Source organism: Roseomonas sp. BN140053 (genome assembly GCF_047690175.1).
Classification (GTDB): Bacteria; Pseudomonadota; Alphaproteobacteria; order Acetobacterales; family Acetobacteraceae; genus Roseomonas.
In genome coordinates, this window is sequence record NZ_JBLLEB010000010.1 from 124,466 (window position 1) to 138,046 (window position 13,581).

At 73.6% G+C, this 13,581-nt stretch carries 12 protein-coding genes; 6 read left to right on the forward strand and 6 right to left on the reverse strand.

The annotated features are described in order from the left end of the window. Positions 1 to 82: 82 nt before the first annotated feature. The 4 genes from ACLIBK_RS12210 to ACLIBK_RS12225 form a co-directional block, all read right to left on the reverse strand. On the reverse strand, positions 83 to 1,120 hold the full coding sequence (locus ACLIBK_RS12210; protein WP_415387530.1) for an MYG1 family protein: 1,038 nt from the start codon (positions 1,118 to 1,120) through the stop codon (positions 83 to 85). A gap of 187 nt (positions 1,121 to 1,307) precedes the next feature. After that, positions 1,308 to 2,741 carry an NAD-dependent succinate-semialdehyde dehydrogenase gene (locus tag ACLIBK_RS12215; RefSeq protein WP_415387531.1) on the reverse strand — a complete coding sequence of 478 codons (1,434 nt, stop codon included), beginning with the start codon at positions 2,739 to 2,741 and terminating at the stop codon, positions 1,308 to 1,310. A gap of 463 nt (positions 2,742 to 3,204) precedes the next feature. Then, the gene (locus ACLIBK_RS12220; RefSeq protein ID WP_415387532.1) at positions 3,205 to 3,780 is read right to left on the reverse strand and encodes a CsbD family protein; all 576 of its coding nucleotides are present in this window, start codon (positions 3,778 to 3,780) and stop codon (positions 3,205 to 3,207) included. Between the two features lie 41 nt (positions 3,781 to 3,821). Next, a complete protein-coding gene (locus ACLIBK_RS12225) occupies positions 3,822 to 4,079 on the reverse strand; it encodes a GlsB/YeaQ/YmgE family stress response membrane protein (RefSeq protein ID WP_415387533.1) in 258 nt (85 codons plus the stop codon). A 230-nt stretch (positions 4,080 to 4,309) separates the two neighbouring features. On the opposite strand from ACLIBK_RS12225, the gene ACLIBK_RS12230 reads away from it, so the two are divergent. Both ACLIBK_RS12230 and ACLIBK_RS12235 read left to right on the forward strand, forming a co-directional pair. Continuing rightward, the gene (locus ACLIBK_RS12230; RefSeq protein WP_415387534.1) at positions 4,310 to 5,287 is read left to right on the forward strand and encodes a polysaccharide pyruvyl transferase family protein; all 978 of its coding nucleotides are present in this window, start codon (positions 4,310 to 4,312) and stop codon (positions 5,285 to 5,287) included. A gap of 10 nt (positions 5,288 to 5,297) precedes the next feature. Continuing rightward, positions 5,298 to 6,254: a hypothetical protein gene (locus ACLIBK_RS12235; RefSeq protein ID WP_415387535.1), complete on the forward strand. Its 957-nt coding sequence runs from the start codon at positions 5,298 to 5,300 to the stop codon at positions 6,252 to 6,254. Here the strand turns inward: ACLIBK_RS12235 and rsmI are convergent. After that, the gene (gene rsmI / locus ACLIBK_RS12240) at positions 6,233 to 7,192 is read right to left on the reverse strand and encodes a 16S rRNA (cytidine(1402)-2'-O)-methyltransferase (protein ID WP_415387564.1); all 960 of its coding nucleotides are present in this window, start codon (positions 7,190 to 7,192) and stop codon (positions 6,233 to 6,235) included. The genes ACLIBK_RS12235 and rsmI overlap by 22 nt on opposite strands. A gap of 197 nt (positions 7,193 to 7,389) precedes the next feature. On the opposite strand from rsmI, the gene ACLIBK_RS12245 reads away from it, so the two are divergent. Then, positions 7,390 to 8,508, forward strand: a complete 1,119-nt coding sequence (locus ACLIBK_RS12245) for a penicillin-binding protein activator (RefSeq protein ID WP_415387536.1) — start codon at positions 7,390 to 7,392, stop codon at positions 8,506 to 8,508. Positions 8,509 to 9,029: 521 nt separating this feature from the next. After that, positions 9,030 to 10,379: an ATP-binding protein gene (locus tag ACLIBK_RS12250; RefSeq protein ID WP_415387537.1), complete on the forward strand. Its 1,350-nt coding sequence runs from the start codon at positions 9,030 to 9,032 to the stop codon at positions 10,377 to 10,379. A 422-nt stretch (positions 10,380 to 10,801) separates the two neighbouring features. Here ACLIBK_RS12250 and ACLIBK_RS12255 read toward each other — a convergent pair whose 3' ends face one another. Further along, entirely contained in the window at positions 10,802 to 11,158 is a 357-nt protein-coding gene (locus ACLIBK_RS12255; RefSeq protein ID WP_415387538.1) for a plasmid stabilization protein, read from the reverse strand. Between the two features lie 301 nt (positions 11,159 to 11,459). Between ACLIBK_RS12255 and ACLIBK_RS12260 the strand changes: the two genes are divergently transcribed. Next, positions 11,460 to 12,440, forward strand: coding sequence for a CobW family GTP-binding protein (locus ACLIBK_RS12260; RefSeq protein ID WP_415387539.1), 981 nt, complete (start codon positions 11,460 to 11,462; stop codon positions 12,438 to 12,440). After that, positions 12,440 to 13,522 carry a WD40 repeat domain-containing protein gene (locus tag ACLIBK_RS12265; protein WP_415387540.1) on the forward strand — a complete coding sequence of 361 codons (1,083 nt, stop codon included), beginning with the start codon at positions 12,440 to 12,442 and terminating at the stop codon, positions 13,520 to 13,522. Before ACLIBK_RS12260 ends, ACLIBK_RS12265 begins: the two co-directional genes overlap by 1 nt. The last annotated feature ends 59 nt before the right edge of the window (positions 13,523 to 13,581 follow it).

Sequence of the window (13,581 nt, forward strand, 5' to 3'; positions counted from 1 at the left end):
CTCCGGGGCGGCATCGCCGGCCGAACCGTGCCGCCCGTGTTGCGGGCCGGTCACACCGCCGGGGTGAAGCGGCGCGCGGCGGCTACCGCCCCCAGGCCTTGCGCAGCGCCTCGGCGGGGGAAAGCTTGTTGGCTAGGCAGGCGCGGGCCATGGCCAGCGCCGCGTCGCGGGTCGCGGCGATGGCCAGGTGGCCGCCGCGATGGGCGAACACCGCCCCGGGAATGCCGCAGGCCTTTTCCAGCGCGGCATCCTGCAGGCCGCGCCAGGCTTCGGGCATGTCGAGGCGGTTCTTGAGGCTGCCCTTCTCGGCCGGCATCGCCTGCAGCTTCCAGCGGCCATCCGGCTCGGGGCTCATGACGTAGAGGATGGGCATGGCCAGCTCGGAGGCCGTGCGCTGCCAGGGCATGCCGCGCGGCAGTTCCAGCAGGTCGGGGTGCTGGCCGCTGCGGCCGGCCTGGCAGTCTTCCCAGGCCTGCGCCACCGCCCGGTGGGCGAAGGCGGCGCCGCGCTCCTTCTCGACCTGCTGCGCCAGTGCCACGGCGACCATCCGGCTGGCCCGCCGGAAGCCCGCGAGCTGCCGCGCCTCGAAGGCCGCGGGGTCGGACTGGCTCGGCTCGTCCCAGCCGCTGTTGAAGGCCTCCACCAGGGCGGTGAGGTCGGTGGGGGCGGCGCGCTCGACGCCGTTGTCCACGAGGTCGACGTGGCGCACGAACTTGTACCCGACATTCTCGGCGATGCGGACCACCACCTCGCCGGCAACGTCGGGGAAGCCCGACCGCGCCAGGGTGTTGCGCACGTAGAGCTGCCCCAGGCTCAGGCCGCTTTCCGGGCTGTCGGTGCGCCACACCAGCCCCGCCGAGCTCAGCGGGTCGCCGTTCGGCGCCTTGGGGGCCCCGGGCTGGTGGTGGTCGAAGCGCCAGCGGGCCGCGTCGGCGGTGCCGCCGACGTCCCACACGATGTCGGCCGCATCCAGGGTGGCGCGGTCGCGGGTGCGGAGCAGCTCGTGCGTGCCGTCCTCCAGCCCGAGGGCGCCGGTCAGGACGACATAGGCCAGGCAGTCGTCGGCGTGAAAGGTTCCGCTGTGCGTGGCCAGCCGGAGCGGTCGATCGGTGGGGAGCATGCAACAGGCTCATCCACGGCTTCGGGGCTGCTGGCAACTGTTGGGGGAAGCAAAAAGCCGGGGGGAAGTATCCCCCCGGACCCCCTTCTATTTTCGGGAGTTTCCGGGTGCGCCCGTGGTCAGGTCGCTCTTCTACTCCCGAAAGAAGGAGGGGGACCGGGGGAGTTCACTCCCCCGGCCTTCTTCGTCAGATCCCGGCCTGGGACACGAACTTGGGGTTCAGGTAGGCCTCGATCGCCTCCGACCCGCCTTCCGATCCGTAGCCGCTGTCCTTCACCCCGCCGAAGGGCACTTCCGGCAGAGCGAGGCCGAGATGGTTGACCGTCATCATGCCGCTCTCGACCTCGGCCGCGATCGCCTGCGCCGTGCGGGCGGAACGCGTGAAGGCGTAGGAGGCGAGGCCGTAGGGCAGCCGGTTGGCTTCCTCCACCACCTCGTCGAACTCGCGGAATGGCACCATCACGGCCACCGGGCCGAAGGGCTCCTCGTTCATCACCCGCATCTCGCGGGTCACGCCGGTGACCACCGTGGGCTCGAAGAAGTAGCCCTTGTTGCCGATGCGGTTGCCGCCGGTGCGGATCTCGGCGCCCTTCTGCCGGGCATCGCCCAGCAGGGCTTCCATCGCGGGGATGCGGCGCTCATTGGCCAGCGGGCCCATGGTGACGCCCTTGTCCAGCCCGTTGCCGACCTTGATCTCGCGGCTGGCGGCGACGAAGCCGTCCACGAAACGGTCGAAGACCTGTTCCTGCACCAGAAAGCGGGTCGGCGAGACGCAGACCTGGCCGGCATTGCGGTACTTGCTGCCCGCCAGCAGCTTGGAGGCCGCGTCGATGTCGGCATCGGCGAAAACGATGGCCGGGGCGTGGCCGCCCAGTTCCATGGTGGCGCGCTTCATGTGCAGCCCCGCCAGCGCCGCCAGCTGCTTGCCCACGGGGGTGGAGCCGGTGAAGGTCACCTTGCGGATCACCGGGTGCGGGATGAGGTATTCCGAGATCTCGGCCGGCACGCCGTAGACCAGCTGCACCACGCCCGCCGGCACCCCGGCATCCACGAAGGCGCGGATCAGCTCGGCCGGCGAGGCGGGGGTTTCCTCCGGCGCCTTGACGATGATGGAGCAGCCCGCGGCCAGCGCCGCCGACAGCTTGCGCACCACCTGGTTGATCGGGAAGTTCCAGGGCGTGAAGGCCGCCACGGGGCCCACCGGCTCCTTGACCACCAGCTGGTACACGCCCTCGGCGCGGGCGGGGATCACCCGGCCGTAGGCGCGGCGGGCTTCCTCGGCGAACCAGTCGATCACGTCGGCGCCCGCGAGCGTCTCGCCCTTGGCCTCGCCCAGCGGCTTGCCCTGTTCCAGCGTCATCAGCCGGGCGATGTCGCCGGCGCGCTCGCGCAGCAGGTCGGCCGCCTTGCGCATCAGCTTGGCACGGTCGTAGGCCGAGGTCCGGCGCCAGGTCCGAAAGCCGCGCTCGGCCGCCGCCAGGGCCTCGTCCAGGTCGCCACGGGACGCATGCGCCACCGTGCCGACGACCTCCTCCGTGGCCGGGTTCAGCACGGGAATACTGCGGCCGCCCTCCGCCGCCCGCCAGTGGCCGTCGATCAGGAGCTGGACATCGGGATACATGGCTTCTCCGCAGTGTTCTGGCCTTGGCAGGCGAAGCCATCCCCGTGGGCAGGCAGGCCGGCAGGCGTTACGCAGGCATAAAGGCGCCCCGGGCCGCCGCGGCAAGCCGCGAAACGGCGGCCGCCCCCGCCGGGGGTGCCGCGCGCGAGGGGGCTCAGCCCTTGCCCAGCCGCACGCCGGGCCCGCCGGACTCGTCGGCTTCCAGGAACGCCCCCTGCTCGCCGCTGGGAACGGCGGATGGTGGCGGTGGCACGGTGCACCCCGTGCTGCCCACCCCCGGAGCTGCGAACGGTGGAGCGTCTGATGGCAGCGCGTTCGGGCAGGCCGCATTCCACGATATCGGCACGTCCCGGCAGGTTGGGGACGAAAAAGGGGCAGCGGGCGGTCCGATGAACCGCCCGCCGCCCCGGGAAAGGCCACCTTGCGACCGGCGCGGCGAACCGCGCCGGCCGTTGCGCCGCGCTCAGTAGCGGTCGGCGGTCAGCCGGCCGATCACGAAGGCCACCGCCGCCACCACGGCCACGGAGATCAGCGGCTGTTCGCGCACGCGGGTCGTGGCCGCCTGCGCCTGGTCCGAGATCAGCCCCCTGGCCTGCTGGGCGTAGTCCCCGGCAATGTTGGCGGCGTCCGTCAGGGCGGGCTTCACGCGGTCGCGCATCAGCTCCTCGACCTGCGCCCGCAGCCGGGCGAGCTCGGAGGTGGCGGTGTCGGCGGCATCGGTCGCCACCTCCCGGACCTGGCCCGCCACGTCGCGCGCCTTGTCCGCCGCGTTGCCGGCCACGTCACGCGCCTTGTCCGCCACGTTGCCGGCGGCATCGCGGGCCTTGTCCGCCGCGGTGGAGGCGACGTCGCGCGCCTTGTCGGCCACGTCCCCGGCGGCGTCCTTGGCCTTGCCCAGCGTGTCCTGGGCCTTGCCCTCGACCTGCCGCGCGCTGCCTTCCGCCTGGGTCTTGCTGTCGCCGGTCACGTTGCCGACAGCCTCCTGGGCCTTGCCGCCGATGTTCTTGGCGGTGCCCTCGATGCGGTTCTCATCGACCATGTTGGGGTCCTCGTGCTCGCGTGGTGTGCTGGGTGCCGGGATCAGACGGCGCGACGGCCGGTCACCGCGTGGTAGATCAGCAGCACCACGACGGCCCCGACCACGGCCACGATCATGCTGTAGATGTTGAAGCCGGTGACGCCGGCCCCGCCGAAGGCGTTGAACAGCCAGCCGCCCACCACGGCGCCGACGATGCCCAGCACGATGTCGAGAACGACACCCTGGCCGGTCTTGTTGACGATCTTGCTGGCGATGAAGCCAGCGATCAGGCCCAGTACGATCCAACCCAGGATGGACATGGAACAACGATCTCCTCTGCGTCTCGGTGTGCTTGCATGCGGCTTTGCAGGTGCCGTGTTCCGCTAACGCGCATTTGAGCAGAGCGTTGTAGAAGAATCTCGCACCCCCATCTGGGTGTGTCGCCGAAGCCGCATCCGGCCGGCGGCAGGGGTGGCTGCGCCCCTCCCCCCAGGGCAGGCAGCGGCGGGCGCCCTTGCGCCGGGCCGGGCCCGCGTGGCACCCCCCACCCATGCGGACCGCGTTCATCGGCGCCTACGGCTACGGCAACCTCGGCGACGAGCTCTGCCTCCTCGAGGCGCGGCAGGAGTTCCCGGCGGCGGAGGCCTTCGCCTTCACCCAGAACCCGGACTGGACGCATCACTGCGTCCCCGGCCTGGCCGGCACCTTCGCCAACCTGGAGGAAATGCTGGCCACGGACCCGCAGCGGGTGGTCTATGGCGGCGGCGGCATCGGCGGCCGCGCCGACTTCGAGGAATACCTCCCCTGGCTCGCCGCGGCGCTGGACCGGGGGATCGAGACGCATATCCACAATATCGGCGTCGCCCGGGTGGGCGGCGAGGGCTGGCCGCACCCGCTGCTGGCCCGGGTGATGCACGACCTCGCCTCCTTCTCGGTACGCGACCACCGTTCCGTGGACATGGTGGCGGAATGGGGCCTGTCGGTGGTGCCGCAGGTGACCCGCTACCCCGAGCGCAACATCCCCCCCGAGCACGACCTGGCCGACGCCATCCTGCCGCGGGGCCGCCCGCTGCTGGGGGTGTCCATCATCAACACCGACCTCATGGCCCGCATGATGGAAGCAGATGGCGACACGGTGCGCGCCCTGCTGAACCGCTTCCCCGACCACGCGATCGTGCCGATCTGCTCCACCCTGCACGTCGTGTCCGACGAGGAGGATGACGGTTCCGGCTTCCACCGCTTCGCCAGGATGTTCCTGGGCGAGCGGGAGATCGTCTGCCCGCATCTCACCACCCGCGAGTTCTGGTCGGCGGAGGTCACGCCGCGCCGCCTGAAGGGCATCGTGTCGCGGCTGGACACGCTGGTGTCGCAGCGCAAGCACAACTGCATCCACGGCCTCGGCGCCGGGGTGCCCACCATCGGCCTGGCGCCGATGGAGGATGACAGCGTGCGCCGGGTCTTCGTCACCCTGGCCAACCAGCTGCCCCCCGGATCGCACTGCATCGGGCTGGAGGCACCGCGCGCATGAGCACGCTGCCATGAGCACCCTGCTGCTGGGCGAGTTCGGCCGCGGCGACCTGGCGGGCGAGGCGGCGCTGCTGCACGCCGCCGGCGACCCCGCCAATCGCGGGCCGGGTTCCTCCCCCCTGCTGGTGGCCACCGACGACCCGGAAGGGACGCTGCGCCTGCTGCCCGGCGCCGTGCCGGTGCCGCCCAACACGCCCACGCCGGAATCGGCGCGGCGCGCCGCCCTGTGCGGCCCGCAGGCCGATATCGGCCGCGCCGCCGACCTCGTGCGCCGGCTGGGCGTGCTGGCCGAGGCGCGCGGCCTGCGGATCGGGCTGAGCAACCTCAGCTTTCACCCCTGGGGGCCGCTCTATCGCCCGGAGCCGACGCTGCGCGCCGTGCTGGAACGGCTGGACTGGGCGGGGGCGCGGGACCACCGCACCCTGGGCGCCATGGTGGAATGGCGCCCCTCCTGGTGGCCCAGCCTGGACGCCTACCCGGAGGCGGTGATCCTGCCGGAACTGCCGGAACAGCTGCCCCCCGGGCCGCGTCTGGGGCTGGCGATCCGCGACGGCGCCAAGCCGCGCGAAGCCCATGCCGCCCATGCCGCGGCGATCGAGGCGCTCTGCGCCCCCTATGACGGCTGGACGGTGGTGCCGCTGCCGGTGGTGCGCAACGAGGGCGTGGACGACCTGCGCGCCATCCGCGACTTCGCCGCCCGCTTCCTGCCCAACTCCCCGGTGGCGGACACCGTGCCCGAGAGCCCGGCGGAATGGCGCCGGGCGGCGACGCCGCAGCGGCTGAAGGGCTGGGTGGCCTCCTGCGACGCGGCGATCGCCGGGCGGGAACTGGTCATCGCCTTTGCCGCCGCGGCGGGCGTGCCCTGCCTCGCCCTGGCGCCGCACGCGGACGACGAGGCCGGGCGGGCGGCGGGCACCCTGGCCAACCGCCTCGCGCCCGGCAGCCGCTACCGCGTGCTGCCGAGTTGAAGGGCGCGGTTGTAGACCTGACGCCGCGGCAGGCCGGTGGCGGCCGCCACCATCGCCGCGGCGTCGCGCAGCGTGGCGCCGGCGTTCAGGGCCTCGCGCAGCTTGGCATCCAGGGCGTCCTCGTCTGGCGCGGCTTCCTCCCCGGCGGGGCCGACCACCACCACGATCTCGCCGCGCGCGGCCTGGGCGGCGTAGTGGGCGGCCAGTTCCGCCAGGCTGCCGCGCCGCACTTCCTCGAAGCGCTTGGTCAGTTCCCGCGCCACCGCCGCGGGGCGCTCGCCCAGGCCCTCGGCCAGGGCGGCCAGGGTTTCCGCCAGCCGGTGCGGCGCCTCGTAGAAGATCAGCGTGGCGCGCAGCCCGGCGCGTTCCAGCGTCGCCAGCCGCGCCACCTCCGCCGCCCGCGCCCCGGCCTTGCTGGGCAGGAAGCCCGCGAACAGGAAGGGGTGCGGCGGCAGGCCCGAGAGGGTCAGCGCCATCACGGCCGCGTTGGGGCCGGGCACGGCGGAGACCGGCAGCCCGGCCTCGATCGCCGCGCGGGTCAGCCGGAAGCCGGGGTCGCTCATCAGCGGGGTGCCGGCATCCGACACCAGCGCCAGCCGCTGCCCCGCGCGCATCCGGTCCAGCAGCCGCGGGGTCACGGCATCCTCGTTGTGATCGTGCAGCGGCAGCAGCGGCGTGCCGACCCCCTGGCGCGACAGCATCGGGCCGGTCACCCTGGTATCCTCGCACAGCACGGCGTCGGCCTGCCGCAGTGTTGCCACGGCGCGGGCCGACAGGTCGCCGAGATTGCCGATCGGCGTCGACACCAGCACCAGCCCCGCGGCACCCCCGGCCGGGGTCGCCGTTTCCGAAGGGAGTTCGTCCAGTGAAGCCTCGGTTCCCCCATCCGTCGCTGGATCAACGGCTGGCTTCCCCCCTGCAGGCTCCCTGCCGGCCATCGGCGGCGGTTCCCCGGCCATCGGCTCCGCCTCGGGCATCCTTTCCTTCCAGGATTCTCCGGACACGCTGGCATCTCCCGCTGCTGGGGGCGGTCCTCGCACTCGCGGCCTGCGCCCCGCAACCCCGCGGCCCCGTGATGGGCGGCGGCTACGCCCCCTCCCCCGGTGGTTTCCCGGTGGCCGCGCCGGAACCGGAGGTGCCGCGCGCCCGGGTGGCGATGCTGCTGCCGCTCTCGGGGTCGCAGGCGCCGCTGGGGCAGTCCATGCTGAACGCCGCCACCCTGGCCCTGTTCGAGCAGGCCGGGCCGGCGGTGGAGTTCCTGCCCATCGACACCTCCGGCACCGCCGCCGGCGCCGCCCAGGCGGCCCGGGACGCGGTGAACCAGGGCGCGCGGGTGATCGTGGGGCCGCTGACCGGCCCTGAGACCGGCGCCACCGCCCCGGGCGCGCGCGCTGCGGGGGTGCCGGTGCTGGCCTTCACCAACGACGCGACCTTTGCCGGCGGCGGCGTCTGGACCCTGGGCGTCACCCCGGCGCAGCAGGTGCGGCGCCTCGTGCTGGCAGCGCAGTCCAACAACATTTCCCGCATCGCGCTGGCGGCGCCCAACGGCGCCTTCGCCAACCAGCTGGCGGCCGCGCTGCGCGACGCGACGCGGCAGGCCGGGCTGCCGCCGCCGGTGGTGGCCACCTATCCCGGCGCGGCCTCGCTGCCCATGGTGGCGCGCGACATCGCCAGCCGGCTCGGCATTACCCCGCCCGCCCCCGCCGCTGCCCCGGCCGCCGACGCGGCCGAGAGCCCGGAGGCGGCCGCCGCGCCGCCCCCCGTCGCCCCGCCCGCCGAGGGCCTGCTGCTGGTGCTGGGCGAGAGCGGCGCCCGCGCCCGCCAGCTGGCCGCCGCCCTGCCCGCGGCCGGGCTGACCGTGCCGCCCGTGCGGGTGGCCGGCCACGCGCTCTGGGCGCAGGAGGGCGTGTCCCTGGCGGGGGAGCCGGCGCTGGCGGGCGCCTGGTTCCCCGGCCCCGACACCACGGCCCGGGCGCAGTTCGAGGACCGCTACCGGCAGGCCTTCGGCGAGGTGCCGCCGCGCCTGGCCGCGGTGGCCTATGACGCCGCCGCCATCGCCGCGCGCGCCACCCGCGGCGGCCCCGCCGCCCCCGCCACCCTGCCGGTGGGCGAGATCGTGCTGGGCGCCGACGGGGCGCTGCGCCTGCTGCCGGACGGGCAAACGCAGCGCGCCCTGGCGGTCTATGCGCTGGAACCGGGGGCGGAGCCGCGGCTGATCGAGGCGGCGGCGCTGCCGGGTTCGGTCGGATACTAGGGGCGCCGTTGCGGGCCGCGGCCGCGAGATCCGGGGCGGCGGCCCGCCTTACTTCCTTACGCCCTTACCTCCTTACCGTGGCCTCCTCCGGAAGGGTCATTCTCGGAAAATAATCCTAGAACATCAGGGGGTTGCCGGTCAAGGCCGGCGATCGCCGTGGCAGAATCGCGGGTTTCTGACACTTTCGGCGCTCCCTGCCAGATTCCGCCCATTCTGCCACACCCGGCCCGTGCGGGCCGGTTCGGTTCCGCGGTGTTTTCCGCCGGAAGCCAGGCCGGGCGGGGTGCACCGCTGGCCATTCCAGGGACAGGCGTGGCAGCTGTTTTCCGCGGCGGGCCGGTTCGCCGCGGCGCCGGGAGTGTCCTTTCACCGCGGCCGGGCGGGATCAGGGGTGTGGCGCCCGCCGAAGGCCCGTTTCGCGGAAATTCGCGTGACGGTGGCACCGGGGGTGCAGGCACCACCCGCACGGTGGTGGTAGATGCCCGCTTTGCCGTTCGCGGCGCCCTCCAGACCGGTTCCGCATGATTCGCCCGCTGCTTCTCACGCTCCTGCTGGCCGGCGTGCCCGTGCTGGCCCTGCTGCTGCTGGCCGCCACCGGCGCTGCCTCCTGGGGCGCCACGCTGCTGGCGGTGGCCGCCACGCTGCTGGCGTCGCTGGCCCTGGCCCGGGCCGCGCTGCGGCTGGTGTCCGGCCTGGCCGCGGCGCTGCGCGGGCTCGCGGGCGGAGAGCCCGCGCCCTTGCCGGCCTCGCCCTGGCTGGGCGACGTGCCGGAGGAAATGTCCCGCCTCGGGCGCGACCTGCTGGAACGGGGGGCGCTGGTGGGGCGGCTGCGCGCCGCCGACGCCGCCATCATCGAGGCCCTGCCCGACCCGCTGCTGGTGCTGGGCACCGACCGGGCACCGCTGCGCGCCAACACCGCCGCCCGGACGCTGTTCGGTGTGGCGGTGGGGGCGCCGCTGTCGGGCGACGTGGCGGCGCTGCTGCGGCATCCCGCGCTGGCCGGCATGGTGGACCGCGCCCTGGCCGGCGGCGGGCCGGAGGTCGCGGACCTGTCCCTGCCCGTGCCCGTCGCCCGCGACCTGGCCGCCCATGTCCTGCCGCTGGAGCCACCGCTGGCCGATGGCGGCCGCCTGCTGATCCTGCTGGCCGACCGCACCCGCGCCCGCGCGGTGGAGCGGATGCGCGCCGATTTCGTGGCCAATGCCAGCCACGAGCTGCGCACGCCGCTGGCCAGCCTGATCGGCTTCATCGAGACGCTGCGCGGCCCCGCCGAGGACGACCCCGTCGCCCGCACCCGCTTCCTGGGCATCATGGCCGAGCAGGCGGAGCGGATGCGCCGGCTGATCGACGACCTGCTGGGCCTGTCGCGCATCGAGGTCAGCGAGCACCAGCCCCCCGAGGGCGAGGCGGACCTCGTGGCCCTGGCGCAGGCCGAGGCGGAGGCCATGACGCCGATCCTGGCTTCCCGCGGGGTGCAGCTGCAGCTGGAGCTGCACCCCGCCGTGGCGCGCCCGGCCGAAGCGGGGCAGATCGCCCAGGTGCTGCGCAACCTGCTGGAGAACGCGGTGCGCCACGGCCGCGAGGGCGGCTGCGTCCGCCTGTCCGTCGCCCCGGCGGAAGGCGGCGTGCTGCTGGCCGTCACGGATGACGGCCCGGGCATCCCGCGCGAGCACATCCCGCGCCTGACCGAGCGCTTCTACCGCGTGGACAAGGGCCGCTCCCGCACCGCCGGCGGCACCGGGCTGGGGCTGGCCATCGTGAAGCACGTGATCAACCGCCACCGCGGCCGCCTGACCGTGGACAGCACCGAAGGCCAGGGCGCCACCTTCCGCGTCTGGCTGCCGGGCGGACCGGGTCAGACCGCGGACTAGCACGAACACCGGCCCTCGGCGGAGTTGTCGCGCAGGGTGGGTTCGGTCGGGCCTGAGTGTTCGGCGTTGGCCAGGGGCGCTGCCCCTGGACCCCAGGGCAAAGGCGAAGCCTTTGTCCCGAGCCGGGGAGTTACGAACTCCCCGGTATCCCGCGTTGAGTGCCTCCGGCGGGGGCGGGATGATCCACGTCGGTCATGGCGGGCACCGTTGTCCAACCCGCCCCCGCCGGAGGCACTCATGAGGTCGAGGAGCCTAAGCTCCTCGCGGGGGCTCCAAGGGGGCAGAGCCCCCTTGGCCCAGGCCCGAACAGCACCGAGCCACCGATCCCCCCTGCGCGACCGCCACGCCGGGGCCCGCCGCCGCGGCCAGCCGCCGGTCCTAGGCGGCCGGCAGCGCGCGTGCGGGACCGTGCACGTCCGCGGTCAGTGCTGGGTGGCCTTGGCCTTGCGGGTGGCGGCGGCCTTGCGGGCGGAGGCCGAGCGCTCGGCCGGGCTGCGCGCGGCGGCCGCCTTCTTGGCCGAGGCGGAGCGGGCGCTGGCGGGGCGGCTGGCGGCGGCGGCACCGCCGCGTGCGCCACCCTCGCGCGACGGCGCGTGCGACACGGCGTGGCCGCGGCCGGAACCGCTCTTCTTGCCGCCGCCGTCCTGCTTGTTCACCGTGGCCCAGGCGCGGGCCTCGGCTTCCTCCTCGGGCAGGCCGCGGGATTCGTAGCTTTGCTCGATGTGCTGGGCCTGCCGCTTCTGCTTCTCGGTGTAGGCGTCCTTGCTGCCCCTGGGCATGTGCCTGCGCTCCCTTCTTTCCAGCCCATGTTGCGAAACGTCGCGGCCGGAGCAGGGTTTTCTCTGGGCGGGGAGGCGACGCCGGGGGGCGTGCCGGCGCAGGGGTTTTTCGGACACCCGGGGCCGGTGCCGGAGGGCTCGGGCATGCGGCCAGCGCCGGGGGGGGCTCCGGGCAGGTGGCCGCGGGGCGGTCCAGGTAGGGCAGCCCCGCGTTGCAACGCCCCCCGTGGCCTGGGCGGAGGGGGCTACTATATAACGCCGCGAACCGTTTCCGAACGTCACCGAGGGGTTGCTGCCCGCCATGTCCGACACCGCCGAACGCCTGCCCGTTCCCGTCACCGTGCTGACCGGCTACCTCGGCGCCGGCAAGACCACGCTGCTGAACCGCATCCTGACCGAGAATCACGGCCGCAAGTTCGCGGTGGTGATCAACGAGTTCGGCGAGATGGGCGTGGACCAGGACCTCGTGATCGACGCCGACGAGGAAGTGTTCGAGATGAACAACGGGTGCATCTGCTGCACCGTGCGCGGCGACCTGATCCGCATCCTCGGCGGTTTGATGAAGCGGCGCGAGCGCTTCGACGGCATCATCGTCGAGACCACCGGCCTGGCGAACCCCGCCCCCGTGGCCCAGACCTTCTTCGTGGACGAGGACGTCAAGCGCGCCACGCGCCTGGACGCCATCGTCACCGTGGTGGACGCCAAGCACCTGCTGGACCGGCTGGGCGACAGCGCCGAGGCGGAGGAGCAGGTGGCCTTCGCCGACCTGATCGTGCTGAACAAGATGGACCTGGTGACGACGGAGCAGGCCGACGAGGTCGAGCGCCGCATCCGCGGCATCAACCCGACGGTGGAGATCCGCCGCGCCACCAAGTCCGAGGTGCCGCTGGAGGCGGTGATCGGCCGCGACGCCTTTCGCCTGGACCGCATCCTGGACCGCGAGCCGGACTTCCTGAGCGGCGAGGACCACCACGAGCACGACAGCGAGATTTCCTCGCTGAGTTTCGAGGTGGACCAGCCGGTGGACGCCGAGAAGTTCAACGCCTGGATCGGCGAGGTGCTGCAGACCCAGGGCCAGGACCTGCTGCGTACCAAGGGCATCCTGCACTACAAGGGCGATGATCGCCGCTTCGCCTTCCAGGCCGTGCACATGATCGCCGACGGCGACTTCATCGGCCCGTGGCGCGAGGGCGACCCGCGCAAGTCGCGGCTGGTGTTCATCGGCCGCAACCTGAACCGCCCGCGCCTGCGCCGCGGCTTCGAGAGCACGGTCGCGGCCTGATGTCGGGCTATACCCCCGGCTACCCGCCGGGCACCGGCCCCGCCGCCGGCGGCGCGGCCGAGGTGGACTTCCTGCTGGAACAGCGCGGCGCCGGGCATGAACTCGGCGCCTGGGTGGTGGGCGTGGCCTTCGGGCGCGAAGGGCGTTCCGCCGCCTTCGCCCTGGGCGACGGCCGCATCCTGCTGGCGCGCACGGCCGAGCCCAAGGGCGAGTGGCGCGAGATCGCGGCGCATGACGGCGCCGCGCAGAGCCTGGTGGCCGATTGCGCCGAGGGCTTCCTGTCGGGCGGCGACGACGGCCGCCTGCTGCGCACCACGCCCGAGGGCGAGGTGAGCGAGTTGGCCGCCTTCGGGATGATGAAGTGGGTGGAGCACCTCGCGACCCATCCCTCCGGCGTGCGCGCCGCGGCCGTGGGCAAGCAGCTGCACCTGCTCGACGGCAAGGGGGAGAAGCTGAAGACGCTCTCCACGCCGTCCACCGTGGGCGGCGTGGCGCTGGACGCCAAGGGCAAGCGCGTGGTGGCCAGCCACTACAACGGCGTGTCCATGTGGTTCGTGGCCTCGCGCGAGGGCGAGGCGCGCAAGCTGGAATGGAAGGGCAGCCACCACGCCGTGGCCATCTCGCCCGACGGCAACGCCGTGGTCACCGCCATGCAGGAGAATGCCCTGCACGGCTGGCGCCTGAGCGACAGCCAGCACATGCGGATGTCCGGCTATCCCGGCAAGACGCGCTCGTTGAGCTTCACCGCCAAGGGCCGCTGGCTGGCGACCTCGGGCTCCGAGGCGGTGGTGCTGTGGCCCTTCTTCGGCGGCGGCCCGATGGGCAAGGCGCCGGAGGAGATCGCCGGCGGCGACGGCGTGCTGTGCTCGGTGGTCGCCTGCCACCCGCAGCACGAGGTCTTCGCCGCCGGTTTCTCCGACGGGCTGGTGCTGATGGCCGAGATCGCCTCGGGCAAGATCGTGCCGATCGCGGCCCCCGGCCGCGGCGCGGTGTCGGCACTGAGCTGGAATGCGGCCGGTACGCAGCTGGCCTTCGGCACCGAGACCGGCTTCGCCGCGTTGATCGACCTGTCCCGCCAGTAGCGCGCCGTTTTCCCCGGCGCCCTTCCGGCCGATCCGCCCGCAGCGCGCCGGGTTTTCCG